Below are 21,549 nucleotides of genomic sequence, written 5' to 3'. Positions count from 1 at the left end.
GAATATATCCACTACTACAACCATGATCGAATTAAGCAAAAACTAAAGGGACTGAGCCCGGTAAATTACCGAACTCAATCCCTCGTGCTAACCTAACTAAACTGTCCAACTTTTGGGGGTCAGTTCACGAAGCTGGCTTTTTGTTTAATGCGATAACTCTTTAGTCGGCAATATTCGATTTGCGAATAATCGGACCCCATTTATTGATTTCTGCCTCAAGATGAGATTTGAGACCTGCCGGTGTCATTTTGTCTGGAGAGACAATATCAATATTCGCATCTGCTAAACGTTTTTTAACGTCAGGCGTATTGAGTGCTTTTACTAGCGCAGCATTTAACTTATCCAAGATAGGCTTGGGAACGCCTTTTGGTGTGTACATACCGTGCCAAACTTTAACCTCAAACCCTTTTAGGCCTTGCTCATCCAAAGTGGGGACATTGGGAATAGCAGGCAAGCGTTTTAAAGTGGTTGTGCCAAAAGCCTTAACGCGACCATCCTTGATGTAAGGGATGGTCTGTGTGGTTTGATCGCAAAGGAGATCAACCTGACCGCCCAATAAATCAGTTAGGGCGGGGCCGGTCCCCTTGTAAGGGATATTTGTGAGCTTTACGCCTAGACGACTTTGAAATAACAATCCGCAGAGCTGAGATACTGCGCCAGGTCCAGCATTCGCCATGGTTACTTTAGAGCCGTTGGCTTTAATGTAGGCTTCGAGTTCTTTGAAGTTGTTGGCCGGTAAATCTTTTTTACCGAGAAGCACCATAGGAACGTCTGCCACTTGTCCAATGTATTCAAAATTTTGCAAAGGATCGTATGGGAGCTTGTCATAGAGGGCATTAGCAGTCGCCATACCCATATGGTGCAAGTAAATTGTGTAGCCATCAGGAGCTGCTCGAGCTACTTTGGTGCTAGCAATCGTCCCGCCTGCGCCGTTGACGTTTTCAACAACAACCGTTTGTCCCAAGTATTGACCCATAGGTACCGCAATTAAACGCGCTACTGAATCAGTTGGGCCGCCCGCGGCAAATGGGATCACCATGGTGATTGACTTAGTGGGCCAATCTTTTTGCGCAAAGGCGTTAGTGCTCAGTAATGCTCCAGCAGATAAAGCTGCAGCAATGCCTGAAAATAAGAATTTCTGAAATTTCATGACGGTCTCCATATTATTTTTTATGTAGACCAATTTTGCCAGTTTTAAAACTTTTTTGGCTTAAGAAATCCTAGTGTTTACCAGTAATAGCAAGGGTTCTTTTGGCTAGTAACACTACAGGACGATCAATCATGCGGCCGTCCAGTTTCACTGCGCCGCCCTTGGAGGCCTTATCCGCCTCAACGACCCGTTGGGCCCAGGACATCTCTTCTTCAGTCGGGGTAAATGCCTTGATCACAATAGCCACTTGTTTTGGGTGAATACAGAGTTTTCCACCAAAACCCATACGCTTTGCGCGCTCGGCGTCATCGGTAATGCGCTCAATGTCGTCGGTAGACGGTGTAACCCCATCAATAGGAGGGGTAATCTGTGCAAGCCGAGATGCTAAAACGATCTGAAAACGCGCGGTTTGTAATTCGGTTTCTTGACGATCGCAAACCATGCCCAGATCAGCTTGTAAATCTAAATTACCCAAAGCAAGACGAATCACTTGATTGGCGTTTGCAATTTCTTTCAGTTTATCCAGGCCAATTGCCGTTTCAATCATGGGAATAATTGCGGTATTCGGAAGGATGAGGGCGGCACCATTAATTTGGTCGAGGGATTCGCTTTTAGGAATTAATAGGCAGGCAACTTGGAGTTCTTGCGCCAAGATTAAATCGGCCGAATAAAACTTACTACCAGGGGAGTTGGTACGAATGACTAAGCGCTTCTTTTGCTCAGAGCTAAAGCTAGGCCATGCAGTGCGAATAGCATTGCGTGCAGCCTCTTTATCTTCTTCCGCAACAGCATCCTCTAGATCTAAAACAACACCGCTAGCACCGCTATCCAGGGCTTTCATAAAACGTTCGGGACGAGTGCCCGGTACAAATAGAAAGTTGGTGCTAAAGCCTAGCGGTGTATCAAGTGGGTTCATATCAATCTAGAAAATAAAGGTAGGGCGAGTGTTTGGGGTGCTTATGCGGATGGCAGTAAAAAGCCTATCTTGGCTTGTTTGCGGATATTCCACAAGAGATCAATTGCTTTACTCATCTCTGTTGGGCTAGCGCCTCCGCTAAAGGTAGCTAAGCGCATTGCCTTGTCGGCAATCTCCGCACGAGATAAGGTATTGCCGGGATCGCCCTTGGGCTCATCCACGCGACCCTCCAGAATTTGCCCATTAGTCAGATGTACTTTGACTTTGCCAATCCAGCGTTGGGGATAGGCTCCATCTACCTCTGGGTCAAGCGTCATAGAAACGCGTTCACGGAAGGCGCAGATTTCATCATCACGAAAGTGCTCTGCAAATTCTTGCAAACCAGCAAATTGGTAGTGTGCAACCAAAGCTAGCACCGTTCCCATCGAGAACTTGGATTGATGTACGGTAGCAGGGTCAGTCACCGGACCCAAGACATCAATAGCGCCTTGGTGAACCAAGGTTTCTACTTTGGCAATATCGCTAGGTGAAAGTTTGTTTGCCAGCATGACTTGAAGCAGGGCATCTGCTGCAGGGTGTGTGTGACGGCATGAGGCGTAATACTTAAAGCTCGTCTCCGCTAAAGCCCAACGACTTCCCAATCGATCAACCAATTTACTTGGATCGCTATCGCTTGACATGCCTGCCGCCAATCCTTGCTTGCCTTCCAGAATATGTTCAGCGCCTGTAAAGCCAGCTTGCGCAATATAGGCAGACATTAAGCCAGTGGAGGCTGCGTGGGCCGTATGCAATTGTTTGGAATCTGCAGCATCACGCAGAAACTCCCAGAGACCGGCTGACTGCGTGCCCGCAGAGCCAAAGGCATGGAGCATTTGTTCTGGGTTAAGTTTGAGAAGGCGACCAACTGCTGCAGCTGCCGCAAATGTGCCAGCAGTTCCTGTTGTATGAAACACTTTGTAATGAGAGCGCCCTAAAAATTCGCCAACCCGAATGCCGACCTCGTAGCCCGCTACTGCGGCAACCAACAAATCTTCACCAGATGCTCCAATGGCTTGGGCGCAAGAAAGTGCAGGTGGAAATACTACAGTCGCTGGATGAAATACTGAGCCATTATGAACATCATCCTGTTCGGCAACATGTGATGCTGCAGCATTAGCCATTGCCGCTAAAAAAGGACTGGATGTTTTGCGAGAAACCAGAACCTCAGAAGGGCCGGTGTGAGTTGCATCAAACCCACTCATATTTTGGGCAAACTGAGTAATGATCTCCACTGGGCGTGAGCCCTTGCCAGCAATAGCGGAACCAAACCAATCGACCAATAGATCTTCGGCGCGACTCATGACATCGCTTGGAATATCTGCAGCTTTTATGTTGGCCGCAAAGCTAGCTAGCTCACGAGAGAGGTGTTGAGTAGTCATTAGTAAACCTTGTTGTGTCTAGGCTAGAACAGCGGTTGCTTGCATGGTGAGCCAGCCTTCATGATCCTCTGCCCAAATAGAAATGGTTTTTCCGGTTGGATCTTTTTCTAAGTCAGGCTTAGCATTGACCTTAAAGATATTGATATCAAAAGTAGGGCGTATAGCGCGGAACTCAAAACTCTTGAGCTTGCATCCTGGAATGCTTTGGCGCACTAGATCAACTAAAAGGGTAGCAATCAAAGGCCCATGCACAATGAGGCCTGGATAGCCTTCAACTTCAGTGACATATTTTCGATCGTAGTGAATGCGATGCCCATTAAATGTCAGGGCTGAATAGCGGAACAGAAGCACATCGTCTGGAGCAATCGTTTTGCTCCACACAGCATCGGTAGGTGCAGGAGTGGGGGCAACAGGTTTGTCATCCGGCCCCGGTGCATCGCGATACACAATGTCATGCTCTTCAATAATTGCCAAGCCATTTTGATTGGAAATCTTGTGATTGACTAATACGAAAATCAAATCGCCGGTGCGACCTGCTTTATGAGTTACCGACTCAATCATGGAAACGCGTTCAATCTCATCGCTAACGGCAAGCGGGTTTCGCCATTCAATACGGCTACCTGCCCACATACGACGTGGCAGTGGAACCGGCGGAAGAAAGCCGCCACGTTTTGGGTGACCATCGGGCCCGATTTCGGATTCACGAGCGTGAGGTAAAAAATATAACCAGTGCCATAGTTCAGGCAAAAAAGTCCCTTTACTCGGCGCGGCATCGTCGCGATCCAGTGTTGCGGATAGTGCGCGCACAGGGGCTGCTGTGACGGTATCTTGTAGAGACTCGGTTCTACCAAGCCATTCTTGCAGGTGGGTGATGGTTTGAGGTTCGATTCGCATGAGTTCTATTATGCCAATCTTGTGAAAAAACTCACCCTATCAAAATAGAGATGTAATAGAAGAGCAGTCCAGCTAAGGCTGATCCGCCTATTACCGAAAGAACACCCTTTTGAAACTTAAATAAAGCTAAACCAGCTAATGCGCAGATCAAAATCGAGATCCAAGAGATCGAGCCACCAAAGCCTCTTGGTAAAAAGACGTGATAAGCAAAGAAGAGTCCTAGATTAGCGATGACGCCAACAACTGCTGCCGTGATTGCTGTCAGCGGAGCTGTAAATCCTAGCTTCCCATGCGTTGATTCAATCAAAGGACCGCCTACCAAGATAAAAAAGAAAGAGGGTAAGAAAGTAAACCAAGTGGCAACACAGGCGCCAATAACGCCAAACCAAAATGGATCGCTATTACCAATCAGATATTGAATATGCCCCGCAAGGTAGCCAACAAATGCCACCACCATGATCAGGGGACCTGGTGTTGTCTCGCCGAGCGCCAAACCATCAATCATTTGATTAGCGCTGAGCCAATGAAAATGCTCTACAGCCCCTTGATAGACATAAGGTAGAACTGCGTAAGCGCCGCCAAAGGTTAGAAAGGCGGCCTTAGTAAAGAACCATGCAATATTGGGGTATAGAGTCTTCCAACCAAAAATTGCTACTAATGCAGTAATAGGAATTAGCCAACAAGCAAGTGCAACAAGACTATGTCGAATCGTTTTTGAATAAGTAAATTTCGCATGCTCAGGTGTAGGGGTATGGTCATCAATGATGGTGCTGCCAAATTGTTTTGCTTCTTTTGCGTCATGCCCGCTACCTTGTTGGAAATATTCTGGATAGCGTTTGCCTGCCCAGTAACCAATTGCTGCTGCAATGAGTACGATGATTGGAAAGGCCAGATTCAGAATAAAAATAGCAAGAAAAGATCCCAGAGCAATCCATTGGAGCGCTTGATTGTGAATTGTGCGTTTACCAATTCGTACGGCAGCATGTAAAACGATCGCAGTAACTGCAGGCTTGATGCCAAAAAAGATTGCAGCAATCCAGGGAACCTGTCCGAAGGTGAGGTAAACCCACGATAGGGCAATCAAAATAAGCAAGGAAGGTAGTACAAAGAGGGTGCCTGCTAGGATGCCACCCCAACTGCGATGCATGAGCCAACCAATATAGGTCACTAGCTGTTGGGCCTCGGGCCCTGGTAATAGCATGCAGTAGTTCAGCGCATGTAAAAAGCGCCGCTCAGAAATCCAGCGACGCTTTTCAACCAACTCTTGGTGTAGAACGGCAATCTGTCCTGCGGGCCCACCAAAACTGATGAAGCCTAGCTTAGCCCAAAACTTCAGGGCCTCGCGCAGTGGAATGCTCAAACCTCATCCATTCCGCCAACTACTTGGCTAAAGCCGTTATCAACATAAATGATTTCAGCGGTAATGCCATTTGCAAGGTCAGATAATAAGAATGCAGCCGTATTGCCCACATCATCAATTGTTACATTGCGACGCAGTGGAGCCGTTTCCTCAACTGCTTGCAAGATCTTGCCAAAGCCTTTGATGCCGGAAGCGGCTAGAGTTTTAATTGGGCCAGCGGAGATGCCGTTAGCACGAATCCCTTTAGGACCAACTGAGCCAGCGAGGTAGCGAACAGAAGCTTCAAGCGATGCTTTTGCTAAACCCATAGTGTTGTAGTTAGGAACATTCTTCATTGATCCCAAATACGTCAAAGTGAGCAATGAAGATTTGTCGCGCAACATTGGGAGTGCTTCTTTTGCCATTGCTGGGAAGCTGTAAGCAGAAATGTCGTGAGCAATCTTGAAGCCTTCACGTGAAAGACCTTCCAAAAAATCACCCGCAATCGCTTCGCGTGGAGCAAATCCGATCGCATGTACAAAACCATCAAACTGAGGCCAGGATTTAGCTAAATCCTTGAAAAGTGCACTGATTTGTTCATCGCTGCCCACATCGCAGTCAAAAATGAGTTCGGTATTGAATTCTTTTGCAAAATCAACAATACGGTCCTTAAAGCGCTCGCCCACATAAGTAAAGGCTAGTTCGGCACCTTCACGGTGGCAGGCCTTGGCTATGCCATAGGCAATAGAGCGGTTAGAGAGGAGGCCGGTAATGAGGATTTTTTTGCCGGTGAGAAAGCCCATGTTTTGTCCTTTACTTCAAATATGATTAGCTATCTACAATTGTTGCATATATGCCCACCCTAAAGCCCATTCGACAAATTGCCTATTTCTTGCTGCTAGCCCTGCTAGTCGGGCTTGGGGCCAATATAGCTCTTGCAGGACAGGGGATTGCGCAATACGGCAAGCCCAAATATCCCGAGGGATTTGCCCATTTTGATTACGTCAACCCCACCGCTCCCCGCGGTGGAACCCTGGTCTTGCCAAACCCAGGGCAAAGAACGAGCTTTGATAAATTCAATCCATTCACTCTCAGGGGTATTACCGCCCCTGGAATTGAACTCATGTTTGAGTCCTTGGCCGAAGGAAGCGCCGATGAGGTCTCCAGTATTTACGGTTTATTGGCAGACGATATTCAAGTGGCTAAAGATCATAAGTCGGTCACCTTCCGTATTCGCCCTGAGGCAAAATTTTCTGATGGCAGTCCAGTCTTGGCTGCTGACGTTAAATATAGTTTTGATACCCTGATGAGCGGTAAAGCTCACCCTCGTTATAAAACAACGTTTGCCGATATTAAAGAAGCAGTTGTTTTATCTGATCGATCTATTCGCTTTGATTTTAAGAATGACAACGCTGAACTACCTATCTTGGCGGGGACTTTCCCAGTGTTCTCACGTAACTGGGGTAAGCAAGCAGATGGAACGGTTATTCCGTTTGAAAAGCTTGCCTTTGAAACGCCGATCGGTAGTGGGACGTATTTGATTGAATCTTTTAAAGCAGGCAAATCGATTGTTTATAAAAAGAACCCAAACTATTGGGCTGATCAACTCGGTAAACCGTTAAATGTCCGTGTTGGTTTTTATAACTTTGATCGTGTTCTTTACAAACTCTATAGCGACGATGCTGTTAGGCTGGAAGCCTTTAAAGCAGGCGAGTTTGATGCGCTAGTTGAGTATCGCGCCAAGATCTGGGCCAAAGGATATGTGGGCTCTAAGTTTGATCAAGGTATTCTCTTAAAGAAGGCATTCTTAAATCACAACGGCGCTGGCATGCAAGGTTTTGCCATGAATGTGCGACGTCCTATTTTTAAAGATGCGCGCGTACGCGAAGCTTTAGGTTATGCACTCGATTTTGAATGGCTCAATCGCCAAATATTTTTTGATCAATATAGCCGCATCAATAGTTACTTCACTAACAGTGATTTGAGCGCTAACTTTGATGACCCTCGTAAGCCTACGGAGTCAGAGCTCAAGTTGCTTAAACCTTTGAAGGCTAAATATCCTCAGTGGGTGCCGGATGCGGTTTTTGGCCCAATGCCTGCAGCGCCATCAACCAAGCCACCTGGTAGCTTGCGCCAGAACTTAAAGAAAGCCCGTGAGCTCCTTCTCCACGCAGGCTGGCAATATCGCGATGGCGCATTGCGTAATGAAAAGGGCGAGCCATTTCGCTTTGAGATTGTGGAGGATGGCGGATTCTTCTTGAGGGTGATCTCTGCTTATGTACGCAACTTAGAAAAGTTGGGGGTGCAAGTAGATATTCGGACCAGTGACTTTGCTTTGCATCAAAAACGGATGAATGAATACGACTTTGATATGACTACCGTCAGATTTCAGGACTCCCAAAATCCAGGCAATGAACTCTGGGATCGCTTTGGCAGCCAGGCTGCCAAAGAAAAGGGCTCTGACAATGTGATTGGTGTGCAATCACCCGTGGTTGATGCTTTGATTGACGAAATTACCAAAGCACAAAACCGGGAACAGTTAAGAACCGCAACAAGAGCTCTGGATAGAGTCCTGTGGAATAGTTATTACGTTGTCCCACAGTGGTACAACCCAACTCATCGGGTCGCATTCCGCCAGGAGATGCGCTACCCAGAACCTCCTTTGTATTACTCGGCCGAGGCATGGATCATGCAAAATTGGTGGAAAGAAGAGGGCAAATAATGCAAGGTCAAATGCGCGCCTATATTTTTAAACGTTTGCTCCTAATGATTCCGACAATCTTGGGGGTATTAACTCTTACCTTTGCAGTAGTGCAATTTGTCCCAGGTGGTCCAGTAGAGCAAATGGTATTGGAGTTAAAAGGGAAGGGTGGTGCTGCAACAGGTGGCTCAGAATCTTCCGGCTCTGGCTCAACCTACCGCGGTCGTCAAGGCGTCGATGCACAGCGTCTAGAGGAAGTGAAGGCTTTATATGGTTTTGATAAGCCGCCACTCGAACGCTATTTCATGATGTTAGGTCGCTTTGCCAGATTCGATTTAGGTGAAAGCTACTATCAACACGAAAGCGTTTGGACATTAGTGGTCTCTAAGCTACCAGTCTCGATCAGTATTGGACTGTGGACCTTCTTTATTACGTATTTAGTCTCGATTCCCTTGGGTATTGCCAAGGCGGTCCGGGATGGCTCTCGCTTTGATGCAGTTACCAGCAGCATGATCCTGGTTGGTTATGCGATTCCTGGATTTGTGCTGGGTGTCTTATTACTCGTTCTCTTTGGTGGCGGTAGTTTCTTGCAACTCTTTCCACTGCGTGGTCTTACTTCAGACAATTGGAGTGATCTGAGTTTGATTGGCAAAGTCATGGATTACTTGTGGCATTTAGTGTTACCGATTACCGCTTCTGTTTTGGGTAGCTTTGCCGTAGTCACTATGCTGACTAAAAATTCTTTCCTGGAAGAGATTCGTAAACAGTATGTTTTGACTGCGCGCGCAAAGGGCCTTACTGAAAAGCAAGTATTGTGGAAGCATGTATTCCGGAATGCACTTTTGCCTTTAGTGACAGGATTCCCAGCTGCATTTATCGGCGCATTCTTTACTGGTTCGCTGTTGATCGAAACGCTATTCTCATTGGATGGGCTTGGCTTGCTTTCATACGAGTCTGTGATGCGTCGTGACTACCCAGTAGTTTTCGGTACGTTGTATTTATTCACGCTGATTGGTTTGTTCACCAAGTTAATTTCCGATCTTTGCTATGTCTATGTAGACCCACGTATTCAGTTTGGTGCGGGAGGCGGCTCATGAGTCGTTGGCAGCGCTTCAAGAATAGTCGCATGGGTTATACAAGCCTATGGATCTTCATGGTCCTGTTTGGCTTATCGATGTGTGCTGAATTGATTGCAAATGACAAGCCTTTGGTAGTTCGCTATGAAGGCCATTTCTATTTCCCAATCGTAAAGAGTCAGCCCGAAACGGTTTTTGGTGGTGACTTTGCAACACCGACTGATTTTTTGGATCCAGATATTCGCCAGAACATTACTAGCAATGGTAATTGGGCAATCTACCCGCCGATTCACTATAGCTATGAGACGCTCAATTACTTTTCACAAGTGCCCAATCCGGCACCACCCTCCTGGGAGAACTGGCTAGGGACCGATGATCGTGGGCGCGATGTTCTGGCGCGCCTGATATACGGTTTCCGCTTATCGATTCTATTTGGCCTTGCTCTGACGATCGTTGGGGTGAGTGTGGGCATCATCACTGGATCTTTAATGGGCTTCTTTGGGGGTAAGTTTGACCTAGTTTCTCAGCGACTGATTGAAATCTGGTCCGCTATGCCAGAGCTGTACTTGCTGATCATTTTTGCCTCAATCTTCAATCCTAGTGTTTCGCTGTTGATCATTTTGTTAGCCGCTTTTGGTTGGATGGGTTTGTCAGATTACGTCCGGGCTGAATTTTTCCGAAATCGTGCTTTGGAATATGTACGTGCGGCACGAGCACTGGGCTTAACTAATTTACAAATCATGTGGCGTCACATCTTGCCGAATAGCTTGACTCCGGTGATTACCTTTTTGCCATTTCGCATGAGTGCCGCCATTTTGTCTTTAACCAGCTTGGACTTTTTAGGCTTAGGCGTTCCTCCGGGAACGCCAAGCTTGGGTGAACTACTGTCTCAAGGAAAAAGCAATCTTGATGCTTGGTGGATCTCCTTATCAACCTTTGTTGTCTTGGTTGCCACGCTACTGCTATTAACATTTATGGGCGAAGCATTGCGTAATGCTTTTGATTCTCGTAAGGCTGGCGTTATGAGTGGAGGGCGCTCATGAGCTTGCTACGTTATGAAGATCTTTGCATCTCATTTGGATCAGGTCGCCGCGAAAAGTTTGCAGTGAGCCATCTCGATTTAGCAATTGGCATCGGTGAACGTGTGGCATTAGTTGGGGAATCTGGTTCAGGTAAGACACTGACTGCATTAGCGCCATTGCGACTGGAGCCTGAGGGCGCAAAGGTTTCCGGCAAGATTCTGTGGAATAAAAAAGATGGGAAGGGCACGGTAGACTTGCTCTCGATGTCTATGCAAGATATTCGCGAGATTCGTGGTCGCGAAATTGCGATGGTGTTTCAAGAGCCAATGACGGCTCTGAACCCACTCTTTACTGTAGGCAATCAAATTATCGAGGCAGTGCAGATCTATCAACCTTTGATTTCTAAAGCAGACTCGATTGATGCTGCAATTGATTTACTCCGCAAGACTGGAATACCTGAGCCCGAGCGCCGCTTTCACTCTTATCCACATCAACTCTCGGGCGGTCAAAGACAGCGCGCCATGATTGCGATGGCTTTGGCATGCAAGCCACGGCTACTAATTGCAGATGAACCTACGACAGCTTTAGATGTGAGTTTGCGTTTGCAAATCTTAGATTTGCTCAAAGAGCTCCAAGAAGAATCCAAGGATCATGGCGGCATGGGAATTCTGTTGATTACCCACGATCTCAATTTGGTGAAGCATTTTGCACAACGCGTAGCCGTGCTCAATCAAGGCAACTTGATGGAGGCTGGACCAACTAAACAAGTGTTTGAGCATCCAGAGGACCCCTATACACGCGCCATGGTCAATAGTGAGCCGGTTCGCGACATAGCGCCACTGATGCCATTAGCTCCAGTGCTATTGAAAACAGAGGACCTCTCCGTTGCCTACCCAAGCTCAGAGTCCGTCTCTTGGTTTAAAAAAGCGCCATCACATAAAGTATTGAAAAAAGTCAGCTTTGCATTAAAGCAAGGTCAGACCATTGGCGTGATTGGTGAATCTGGCTCTGGCAAAACCACTTTGGGGATGGCTGTACTTGGTTTATTAGGCGACTCCATGGCAGAGGTTAGCGGCAGCGTTGATGTGCTTGGTAGTGACTGGCAAAAACTCAAGCCCATTGAGCGACGTGCAATGCGCTCTAGCCTACAGGTGATCTTTCAGGATCCTTTTGGTTCGCTATCACCGCGCATGAATGTATTGCAGATTATTTCTGAAGGCTTGGATGTGCATTTTCCAAAGCTTTCTGCTGCAGAACGAGAGACGCGTGTAGTGGACATGCTCAAGGAAGTAGGTTTAGATCGTTCTGCGCTTCTGCGCTACCCTCACGAATTTTCTGGAGGACAGCGCCAACGAATCGCCATTGCGCGCGCCTTAATTTTGCGTCCTCAAATTTTGGTCTTGGATGAGCCCACCTCAGCATTGGATGTTTCTATTCAAAAGCAGGTGCTTGCTTTATTGACTGAGCTGCAGAAAAAGTACAACTTAGCCTATCTCATGATTAGTCATGATTTGGCTGTGATTAGAGCAATGTCCCATGAGGTCATGGTTCTCAAAGGCGGCAAGGTGGTGGAATTTGGTGATACCGAAACCCTCATTAAGCATCCCCGTCAGACCTATACCAAAGAGCTATTTGCAGCTGCCGAACTGACTTAGGAGCAAATAAGGGGGTGGCGTAAAACCCTATTTAATGGGCTACTTTGGTGCATTTGCCCTGAATTAAAGCAAATTTACCTTAATAAACAATGGCTTAAGCATAGAGTGAAGGCTTGGTTAATTAAGAGTTCTTTGTTAAACTGATCGGATGTCATTGAAAAAAGCACTTCTTTTGAAACTGCTGGGCCTGAGTTTAGGTGCCATCATCTCTGTATCTGCCTATGCGGTTGATGCAACGGTAGAGGCATCCGCAGATGCGGTGGTTCCTAAAGAAAGCATGTTCCAGGCAGGGCGCTCCTACATTGCTCGAGTATCTGATCGCTTGGCTGATACCGTGACTGGCAAATCAGAAGAATTGATTAACCGCGCTATGGAAGTGATTGGCGTGCGTTATCGCTGGGATACGGAATTACCTCAGTCTGGACTGGACGGCAGTAGTTTTGTTGGCTACGTCTTCAAAGATAAGTTGGGATTCTTATTGCCGCGTAAGTCAACGCAAATGAGTCGTGTTGGCAAGCCAATTACCCGTGAAGAATTGCAACCAGGGGATCTCGTATTTTTTAATACGATGCGCCTCACTTTTTCTCACGTAGGAATCTATGTGGGTGATAACAAATTCATTCACTCACCCTCTAAAGGTACCAATGTTCGAGTAGATGATCTCGGTAGCCTCTATTGGGATAAACGTTTTGATGGAGCGCGTCGTTTAGATGGTAGCGACAATCTGGATGACTCTGAACGCCAAGAGCTTTTCAACGAAGTCAAAAATCTCAAGCGTAAGTCACGCAGCCTTTAAGTAAAAGCTTTTGAGGCTGATGCTTGCTAGCTCTTAAGCTTCTCTTTAATTAATCCCATTTGCTCTTGTGCTGCAGCTTCGCCGGCAAGTATGGCGGAATTTCTGGATTTGAAATCACCACTGCCCATTTGTTTTAATTGCGGCTGAATCACGATGTCTGCACTTTTAAGTTCGTACTGATTGATACTTCTTTGCATGATGGAGATGGTTTGTTGCAAGACGCCCAAGGTTCCGCTGGCATCTTGGTGAACAGGTTCCGAAGAAATATTCACAGCAATGACTAAGGTTGCCCCCATCTGTCTTGCGTAGCTGACTGGTACTGGCGCTACTAAACCGCCATCCACATATTCTTTACCGCTGATCACTGCCGGCTGGAATACTCCAGGTACGCTGCAAGATGCGCGAACAGCTAAGCCGGTATTGCCTGTTCTAAACAAAACCCCTTTGCCCGACTGCAGATCAGTGGCAACAATTCCCAGGGGGATGCGCATTTGTTCAATCGATTTGTTTTGCACTTCTCGGTTAACCATGTTTTGTAGGGCATCACCCTTGATGAGGCCGCCAAATCTGCCAGCAAACGGAAGTCCCCAGTCAGCAATCGTGGCCTCATCTAGATTGAGGGCTAGGCGATTGAGATCATTCCCGGAGGCGCCTGATGCGAGCAGGGTGGCAATAACGCTGCCAGCGCTACTACCCACAACAATATCGGGTCTGATGCCCTGAGCTTCTAATGCCTTGATTACGCCCACATGAGCAAAGCCTCGAGCTGCTCCAGCGCCCAGAACCAAGCCAACAACGGGTTTTTTGCTCCCTACGAGGCTGCAAGAGCTTAAACCTGCACCTCCAAGAAGGGCTCCCATGCCAATTCCGAGGCCCAGTAGGCTACGTCGCTCCATGGAATCTATGTTCCTGGGCTGCGATAAAGGGGGTTTGGTGGAATTCTTGTGCATGTAGCTATTGTATTGAGCCTACCTTATAATGGGTGCAAGGTGAACGAAAAGTACTTCGTTTCAGCGCGGGCATATCCCAAGAAGAACTGATGAGATGGATTGTCCGTAGTAGCTTGAAAACACCAAAACCCATTACTAAATACATTTTTAAAGCCTAATCAGGATTGCTCCTGGTAGCCCGGATTTTATGGACGATCACAATAAGCGCGTCATTGAAACAGCCCTCCTATGCGCACAGGAACCACTCACCGTTGCTGATTTGTCTCGCTTATTTATAGAAGACATCACTACGGCAGATATCGACGAGGCTTTAGTTGAGCTGCAACGCGCTTGGGATGACAAGGGCATGGAACTAGTGCATATCGCAACTGGCTGGCGTTTTCAAAGCCGTCTGTCGATGCGCGAGTACCTTGATCGCTTGACTCTTGAAAAGCCACCGAAGTATTCACGTGCTGTGATGGAAACTTTAGCCATCATCGCTTACCGCCAGCCCGTAACCCGTGGTGAGATCGAGGAAATTCGTGGTGTTGCTGTCAGCAGTAACGTCATGAAGCAGTTAGAAGATCGCGGTTGGGTTGAGGTGATTGGCCATAAAGAAACGGTTGGTCGACCAGGCTTATATGCCACTACCAAACAATTTTTAGATGACCTTAGTCTGACTAATTTACAAAGCTTGCCGATGTTGGAAGATGCTGCGCCAATGGCTGCTGCAGCGCAATTGGGTCAAGCCGTAATGGAATTTGATCCATCTGCCACCGTAGAGACAGTAGTAATCGATGCTGATGCTCAAGAGGTGAGCGAGATTGAAGAAGAGACAACTGAAGTCACTGTAGAAGAAACCATCATCGAGGTTTCTGTACAAGGTGCTGAAGAAGTTACCCCTGAGTCTGAAGATAATCCAGATGAAACCAAATAATAATTAATGACAAGCTCTAGCGAAAACGATTCATCCCCGGTAGTTAATTCATCGGCAACTCCCTCCAATGCGGACGCTGCGCCATCGAACTCAGATGGGCAAAAGCCTGAAGGCGGAGAGCGTGGCGAACGTCGCCCACGTCGCCAAGGCGCGGGAGGCAGTAAGCACCCATTTAACAAGAAACGCCCATTTAATAAAGATCGGCCACGCCGCGAGGATGGTGAGGGTAATGGCCCCCGAGAAGGCGCCAAACATCAAGGGAATAACCAATCCACTAAATTGGCACCCAATCCAGCTGACAGTGAGGCTTTGTTTGCTTCAGTTGTCTCTGGTGAGTTTGATGCTGCTTTAGATGCTCCTGAAGTTGAGGATTTAAAAAATCCCGATGGTGTGAATGAGAATGAGGTTTCTCATCAAACTGGTGCAGAGCGTCACGCTCAACGTGCACAACGTTCACGCGAAGATGAAGATTCAGATGCGCCAACAGAAGAAGAGATGAGTAGTTTGCAATTTGCAAACGTAGATGATTTACCGCTGAGTTTGCGTGATGAAGTTTGGTCTGACCTCGATGGTTTAGATGATGATGCCGATGATGAAGATACCGTTAAGTTGCACAAGGTATTGGCTGATGTTGGCATGGGATCCCGTCGCGATATGGAGGACTTGATTATTCAAGGGCGCGTATCGGTTAATGGATTACCGGCCCACATTGGCCAGCGTATTGGGCCAACAGATCAAGTGCGCATTAACGGTAAACCAGTGCATCGCAAGATTCAGACTAAGCCGCCACGCGTGATCATGTATCACAAGCCTGCCGGCGAGATCGTGAGCCAGTCTGACCCCGAAGGTCGTCCAACTGTATTTGATCGTTTGCCTAAACCGCGTCAAGGTCGCTGGATTGCCGTAGGTCGCCTGGACTTTAATACTGAAGGCCTTTTGTTGTTTACCACTTCTGGTGAATTGGCTAATCGTTTGATGCATCCACGTTACGGCGTTGAACGTGAATACGCCGTGCGTATCTTGGGCGACTTAAGTCAAGAAAATACATCGCTATTAAAGAGTGGTATTACGCTCGATGATGGCCAAGCTAAATTCTTACGTTTAGCGATGGGTGGCGGTGAAGGTGCTAACCGCTGGTACCACGTTGCATTAAGCGAAGGTCGTAATCGCGAAGTGCGTCGGATGTTCGAAGCAGTTGGTCACACGGTATCTCGCTTAATCCGAACTCGTTATGGCATTTTCTTATTACCCCCTCGCTTGAGGCGCGGCAAATGGGAAGAGATTGAAGCCGGTGGCATCTATAACTTGATGAAGTCTGCAGGCTTAAAAATGCCTCAGCCACAAGACAAGGGCCGCAACCCGAATCCTAATAATCGTGATCGTCGCCCTATGGGTGAAGATTTCCAGCCGGATCCAATGCAAACCTCTGTTTCTTACTGGGGATCCCGTGATGCTTTAACCCTTGCTAGCGGCCACAATGGCCTCACGCATCAGGGTCGAGGTGGGAAACCAGGCGGAGGCGGTGGTTCGGCTGAAGGGCGCGGTCCTTTCCGAGGTCGCACCCAAGGCGGAAGGCCTGGTCAAGGCCAAGGCGGTCGAAGTGGACAAGGTGGTCAAGGCGGACAAGGCGGTCAGGGTCAAAACCGTAGTAAAGGCGGCAAAGTTCACCATGGGCAGTCTGCTTTTGTGACTGGCAATCCTCAGGCTCCTGGAAATGGACCTAAACGAAGCGCACCAAAAGGGCGCAAACCCTTCAATAAAGGACCAAGAAAACCCCGTAATCCAGGCGAAAGCTTCTGATTTGTATCGGTTTTCTGCCAAATAGGCTATAATTTCGGTCTTACGGCAGGATTCTGCTGTTTTTAGTGGTTACCGACTGATGTTGCGATCAACGTAAGTCGGCCTGTTCTGAATTTCGAGAATATGGGCTTTGAAGCCCATTTTTTTTTGCCATTTTGGTATGAAGGGGTGTCGTGAAGGATCAGCAGGTTATTTCTGCAGAGCTAGAAAACTTGGGTTACACGCTAGTGGAGATAGAGCGTGAAGCTGGGGGATTGCTGCGCGTCACGATTGAAAACCCGGATTACGAACGCTTGATTTCCGTATTGGATTGCGAGAAGGTGAGTCATCAGTTGAGCTACACCTTGCCAGTTGAAAACATCCCTTATGAGCGTTTAGAGATTTCCTCTCCAGGATTGGATCGTCCAGTAAAAAGTGCTGCTGATTATGAGCGCTTTGCTGGAATGCAAGTAGATTTGAAGTTGCGTGTTGCCGTTGGCGGCCGTAAGAATTTTCGTGGTGAGTTGCAAGGTTTGCTGAGCGGTGAGTTGAATTCACCGGATGCAAAGTTTGGTTTGGTATTTGAGGGTGCTGATGGTCAGCCCTCTCAATTGGAGTTCTCTTTAGCCGAGGTCGATAAGACTCGGTTGGTCCCTGTTATTGATTTCAAAGGAAGAAAGTCATGAGCCGAGAAGTTCTCATGTTGGCAGACGCGTTAGCGCGTGAAAAGAACGTTGATCAAGCGATCGTATTCGAAGCGCTGGAGATGGCATTAGCCTCTGCGACCAAGAAGCGCTACGCTACAGAAGATGTGGATATCCGCGTTTCGATCGATCGCGAAACTGGTGAATATGAAACCTTCCGTCGCTGGTTGGTTGTTCCCAATGAAGCCGGTCTGCAAGAGCCAGATAAAGAGATTCTGCAATTTGAAGCTCAAGAGCAACTTGCTGACATGGAAGTTGGCGACTATATCGAAGAGCAAATCGAATCTTTAGCCTTCGGTCGTATCGGTGCACAAGCTGCTAAGCAAGTGATCTTGCAGCGCATTCGTGACGCTGAGCGTGAACAGATTTTGAACGACTACCTTGAGCGTGGCGAAAAAGTCATGACCGGTACCGTTAAACGTGCTGACAAGAATGGCCTCATTATTGAATCTGGTCGTGTTGAAGCATTGCTCCGCCGTGATCAAATGATTCCAAAAGAGAATTTGCGTTCTGGCGATCGTGTACGCGCATACATCCTCAAGGTTGATCGTGAAGCACGTGGCCCACAAATCGAACTCTCACGTACTTGCCCAGATTTCTTGATCAAGTTGTTTGAGAATGAAGTTCCTGAGATGGAGCAAGGTTTATTAGAGATCAAAGGCGCTGCCCGTGATCCTGGTATTCGCGCAAAAATTGCTGTGATTACTTATGACAAGCGTATCGATCCAATCGGAACTTGCGTTGGCGTACGTGGCACACGTGTAACCGCGGTTCGCAACGAAGTTGCTGGCGAAGCAGTGGATATCGTATTGTGGTCTGAGGATCCAGCCCAGTTTGTGATTGGCGCTTTGGCTCCAGCCCAAGTTTCATCAATCGTGGTTGATGAAGAGCGTCATGCAATGGACGTAGTGGTTGACGAGGAGAATTTGGCAATCGCTATTGGCCGCAGTGGACAGAACGTTCGCCTGGCGAGTGATTTGACTGGATGGCAGATCAACATCATGACTCCTGAGGAGTCTGCTGAAAAAACTGAAAAAGAAGCTTCTTCTGTACGTCAATTGTTTATGGACAAGCTAGACGTAGACCAGGAAGTGGCTGATATTTTGATTGAAGAAGGTTTCAATACATTGGAAGAGGTGGCTTACGTGCCATTGTCTGAAATGTTAGAGATCGATTCATTCGATGAAGATACTGTGAATGAATTGCGTACCCGCGCTCGTGATTCTTTGCTAACTATGGAGTTAGCAAAAGAAGAGCGTATTGGCGAAGTGTCGCAAGACTTGCGTTCCTTAGAAGGAATGACCACAGAGCTGATTGCTAAGCTTGCTGACAATCAGGTACATACCCGTGACGACCTTGCTGAACTAGCTGTTGATGAGCTGGTTGAGGCGACACAAATTGACGAAGAAACTGCGAAAACGCTCATCATGAAAGCGCGCGAACATTGGTTTACTTCATGAGAGGAAGTAGTGCATGGCAACAACAGTAAAAGTACTCGCTAAAGAATTAAAACGTACCGCGCCAGACCTCTTGGAGCAGTTGAAGGCGGCCGGTATCGAAAAGGGTTCTGAGGACGATAGCATTACCGAAAAGGACAAAACTGTCCTGCTTGAGCATTTGCAAAAAGAGCATGGCAGCGCAGATACTGGCGCGCGTAAAAAAATTACTCTCATCAAGCGTGAGAGCTCAGAGATTCGTCAAGCAGATTCTGCTGGGCGTACTCGCACCGTGCAGGTTGAAGTGCGTAAAAAGCGTGTGCTTGTTAAGGCTGGCGATAAGGCGCCTGAAGAGACTCCAGTTCCAGCGGCAAAAGAAGTAGCTCCAGCAGCGCCCGCTAAACCTATTATTTCAGAAGAAGAATTAGAGAAACGCGCGGCTGAAGCAACACGCCAGGCTGAGTTATTGGCTCGTCAAGAAGCAGAAATGAAGGCCGCTGAAGAAGCACGCCAAAAAGAAGTGGCAGCGCCTGTCATTGCTAAAGAAGAAGTGCCCGTAAATCAGGCGCCAGATGCTGCTGTAGCTGCTGCAGAGAAAAAAGCGGCCGCAGATAAAGCAGCCAAAGATTTGGCTGCTAGCAAAGAAAAAGAGTTGGCTGACATTCGTGTCCGTCGTGCCGCTGCTGAAGCCGAGGCTTTGGCAATTCGCGACATGATGAGCGCTCCTGCGCGTGTTCTAAAAGCACCAAGTGAAATTGCTGCTGAAGAAGCGAAAAAAGGCACTCTACATAAGCCTGCAAAAGTTGAAGGTGCTGATGACAAGAAGAAGGCTGTCGCTAAGGTTGGCGGCAAGACCATTAAATCTGCTGAGACATCATCTACTTGGCAAGAAGAAGGCGCTAAGAAGCCTGGCGGCTTAAAGACACGCGGTGATTCATCCGGTGGTGTTGGTGGTTGGCGCTCAGGCGGCGGTCGTAAGAAGCAGCGTCAAATTGCTGAAGCGAACGTAGATACCAACTTCCAAGTGCCAACAGAAGCTATAGTGCGTGATGTTCATGTACCAGAAACCATTACTGTTGCTGAGTTAGCTCATGCAATGGCAGTAAAGAGCGCAGAAGTGATTAAGCTTTTGATGGGTATGGGCCAAATGGTTACCATCAATCAAGTACTTGATCAAGATACAGCTATGATTCTCGTAGAAGAGATGGGTCATAAGGCCTTTGCTGCGAAATTAGATGATCCAGATTTAGATCTTGGTACTGATGGTCACGATGCAGAGTTGTTGCCACGTCCCCCAGTAGTTACGGTGATGGGTCACGTTGACCACGGTAAAACCTCCTTGCTCGATAAGATCCGTGCTGCCAAAGTGGCTACCGGTGAAGCTGGTGGCATTACTCAGCACATTGGCGCATACCATGTGGAAACTCCACGCGGCATGATTACCTTCTTAGATACTCCGGGTCACGAAGCCTTTACGGCAATGCGTGCTCGCGGTGCTAAGGCAACGGATATTGTTATCTTGGTTGTTGCGGCTGATGATGGTGTGATGCCCCAAACTAAAGAAGCGATTCACCATGCGCTTGCAGGTGGCGTTCCGATTGTTGTGGCAATTAATAAGATCGATAAACCAGAAGCCAATTCCGAGCGCGTTAAAACTGAGTTGGTGGCGGAGCAAGTGGTTCCTGAAGAATACGGTGGCGATGTGCCATTTATTCCAGTGTCCGCAAAAACTGGCGAAGGCATTGATGCTTTGTTAGAGAACGTACTCTTGCAGGCTGAGATTCTGGAATTGAAGGCGCCTAAAGATGCGCCCGCTCAAGGCCTAGTCATTGAGGCACGTTTGGATAAAGGTAAGGGTCCTGTGGCAACCGTATTGGTTCAATCAGGCACGCTCAAGCGTGGAGATATGTTGTTGGCAGGTTCAACCTACGGACGCGTGCGCGCCATGTTGGATGAAAACGGCAAGCCATGTAACGAAGCAGGCCCATCCATCCCGGTAGAAATTCAAGGTTTAGCCGATGTTCCTGCCGCTGGTGAGTCAGTTCAGGTGGTTCCAGATGAGCGTAAGGCTCGTGAAATCGCATTGTTCCGTCAAGGCAAGTTCCGTGATGTGAAGTTGGCGAAGCAGCAGGCATTCAAACTTGAAACCATGATGGAAAACATGGAAGAGGGTGCGGTTGAAGCTAAGTTGTTGCCGTTGATTATTAAGGCTGACGTACAAGGTTCTCAAGAAGCTTTGGCGCAGTCATTAATGAAGCTTTCTACACCAGAGGTGAAGGTTCAAATTGTTCACGCAGGTGTGGGCGGTATTACTGAAACTGACGTGAACTTGGCTGTTGCATCTAAGGCCGTTATTTTTGGATTTAACTCCCGCGCAGATGCGGCGGCACGTAAGTTAGCCGAGAACAATGGTGTGGATATTCGTTATCACAACATTATTTACGACGCAGTAGATGAAGTGAAATTAGCGCTGAGCGGCATGTTGACTCCAGATAAAAAAGAAGAAATCACTGGTCTCGTTGAGATTCGTCAAGTCTTCTTAGTGTCTAAGGTTGGTGCAATTGCAGGTTGCTTGGTGGTTGATGGAATCATCAAACGCACATCTAGCGTTCGTCTCTTACGTGACAACGTTGTTGTTTGGACTGGTGAGCTGGACTCTCTCAAGCGCTTCAAAGATGACGCTAAAGAAGTTCGTGCCGGTGTCGAGTGCGGCCTGTCATTAAAAGGCTACAACGACATCAAAGAAGGCGACCAGCTTGAAGTGTTTGAAGTTACTGAAGTTGCACGTTCACTCTAA

General features: G+C 47.6%; 18 protein-coding genes. 11 read left to right on the top strand and 7 right to left on the bottom strand.

From position 1 onward, the window contains the following. On the top strand, positions 1-96 hold a 96-nt coding region (locus ICN39_RS09495; protein ID WP_216233278.1), incomplete at its 5' end, for an IS3 family transposase. Between the two features lie 64 nt (positions 97-160). Here the strand turns inward: ICN39_RS09495 and ICN39_RS09490 are convergent. The 6 genes from ICN39_RS09490 to fabI are packed head-to-tail and all read right to left on the bottom strand — an operon-like array spanning position 161 to position 6,520. Beyond that, positions 161-1,162: a tripartite tricarboxylate transporter substrate binding protein BugD gene (locus ICN39_RS09490; RefSeq protein ID WP_370623726.1), complete on the bottom strand. Its 1,002-nt coding sequence runs from the start codon at positions 1,160-1,162 to the stop codon at positions 161-163. Between the two features lie 58 nt (positions 1,163-1,220). Then, positions 1,221-2,066 (bottom strand): CoA ester lyase, encoded by an 846-nt coding sequence (locus ICN39_RS09485; protein WP_216233787.1) that lies wholly within the window; start codon positions 2,064-2,066, stop codon positions 1,221-1,223. Positions 2,067-2,107: 41 nt separating this feature from the next. Next, positions 2,108-3,484, bottom strand: a complete 1,377-nt coding sequence (locus tag ICN39_RS09480) for an MmgE/PrpD family protein (protein WP_216233786.1) — start codon at positions 3,482-3,484, stop codon at positions 2,108-2,110. An 18-nt stretch (positions 3,485-3,502) separates the two neighbouring features. Further along, on the bottom strand, positions 3,503-4,378 hold the full coding sequence (locus ICN39_RS09475) for a MaoC family dehydratase N-terminal domain-containing protein (RefSeq protein ID WP_216233785.1): 876 nt from the start codon (positions 4,376-4,378) through the stop codon (positions 3,503-3,505). A 31-nt stretch (positions 4,379-4,409) separates the two neighbouring features. Further along, positions 4,410-5,738, bottom strand: a complete 1,329-nt coding sequence (gene chrA, locus ICN39_RS09470) for a chromate efflux transporter (protein WP_216233784.1) — start codon at positions 5,736-5,738, stop codon at positions 4,410-4,412. Next, on the bottom strand, positions 5,735-6,520 hold the full coding sequence (gene fabI, locus ICN39_RS09465; RefSeq protein ID WP_072583474.1) for an enoyl-ACP reductase FabI: 786 nt from the start codon (positions 6,518-6,520) through the stop codon (positions 5,735-5,737). The genes chrA and fabI overlap by 4 nt, the downstream gene beginning before the upstream one ends. Before the next feature lie 50 nt (positions 6,521-6,570). On the opposite strand from fabI, the gene ICN39_RS09460 reads away from it, so the two are divergent. From ICN39_RS09460 to ICN39_RS09440, 5 genes are all read left to right on the top strand, one after another. Then, complete coding sequence (locus ICN39_RS09460) at positions 6,571-8,439, top strand: extracellular solute-binding protein (RefSeq protein ID WP_216233783.1); 1,869 nt, start codon at positions 6,571-6,573, stop codon at positions 8,437-8,439. An 11-nt stretch (positions 8,440-8,450) separates the two neighbouring features. Next, a complete protein-coding gene (locus ICN39_RS09455) occupies positions 8,451-9,515 on the top strand; it encodes a microcin C ABC transporter permease YejB (RefSeq protein WP_216233796.1) in 1,065 nt (354 codons plus the stop codon). Beyond that, on the top strand, positions 9,512-10,537 hold the full coding sequence (locus ICN39_RS09450) for an ABC transporter permease (protein WP_216233782.1): 1,026 nt from the start codon (positions 9,512-9,514) through the stop codon (positions 10,535-10,537). The genes ICN39_RS09455 and ICN39_RS09450 overlap by 4 nt, the downstream gene beginning before the upstream one ends. Next, positions 10,534-12,171, top strand: coding sequence for an ABC transporter ATP-binding protein (locus ICN39_RS09445; protein ID WP_216233781.1), 1,638 nt, complete (start codon positions 10,534-10,536; stop codon positions 12,169-12,171). The genes ICN39_RS09450 and ICN39_RS09445 overlap by 4 nt, the downstream gene beginning before the upstream one ends. 148 nt (positions 12,172-12,319) lie before the next feature. Continuing rightward, a complete protein-coding gene (locus ICN39_RS09440; RefSeq protein ID WP_216233780.1) occupies positions 12,320-12,967 on the top strand; it encodes a C40 family peptidase in 648 nt (215 codons plus the stop codon). A gap of 26 nt (positions 12,968-12,993) precedes the next feature. On the opposite strand, the gene ICN39_RS09435 is transcribed toward ICN39_RS09440, so the two are convergent. Then, on the bottom strand, positions 12,994-13,863 hold the full coding sequence (locus tag ICN39_RS09435; RefSeq protein ID WP_370623725.1) for a patatin-like phospholipase family protein: 870 nt from the start codon (positions 13,861-13,863) through the stop codon (positions 12,994-12,996). A gap of 241 nt (positions 13,864-14,104) precedes the next feature. Between ICN39_RS09435 and scpB the strand changes: the two genes are divergently transcribed. The 5 genes from scpB (at position 14,105) to infB (ending at position 21,549) form a co-directional block, all read left to right on the top strand. Further along, positions 14,105-14,833: an SMC-Scp complex subunit ScpB gene (gene scpB / locus ICN39_RS09430; RefSeq protein ID WP_216233778.1), complete on the top strand. Its 729-nt coding sequence runs from the start codon at positions 14,105-14,107 to the stop codon at positions 14,831-14,833. A 6-nt stretch (positions 14,834-14,839) separates the two neighbouring features. Beyond that, entirely contained in the window at positions 14,840-16,633 is a 1,794-nt protein-coding gene (locus ICN39_RS09425) for a pseudouridine synthase (protein WP_216233777.1), read from the top strand. A gap of 173 nt (positions 16,634-16,806) precedes the next feature. Further along, entirely contained in the window at positions 16,807-17,298 is a 492-nt protein-coding gene (gene rimP, locus ICN39_RS09420; RefSeq protein WP_072583483.1) for a ribosome maturation factor RimP, read from the top strand. Beyond that, a complete protein-coding gene (nusA, locus tag ICN39_RS09415) occupies positions 17,295-18,776 on the top strand; it encodes a transcription termination factor NusA (protein ID WP_215361312.1) in 1,482 nt (493 codons plus the stop codon). The genes rimP and nusA overlap by 4 nt, the downstream gene beginning before the upstream one ends. A 13-nt stretch (positions 18,777-18,789) precedes the next feature. After that, positions 18,790-21,549 (top strand): translation initiation factor IF-2, encoded by a 2,760-nt coding sequence (gene infB, locus ICN39_RS09410; RefSeq protein WP_216233776.1) that lies wholly within the window; start codon positions 18,790-18,792, stop codon positions 21,547-21,549.

Source organism: Polynucleobacter sp. AP-Reno-20A-A9 (assembly GCF_018882085.1).
Lineage (GTDB): Bacteria > Pseudomonadota > Gammaproteobacteria > Burkholderiales > Burkholderiaceae > Polynucleobacter.
The sequence above is the reverse complement of the archived record's forward strand: the minus strand, read 5'-3'. Positions and strand labels throughout refer to the sequence as shown.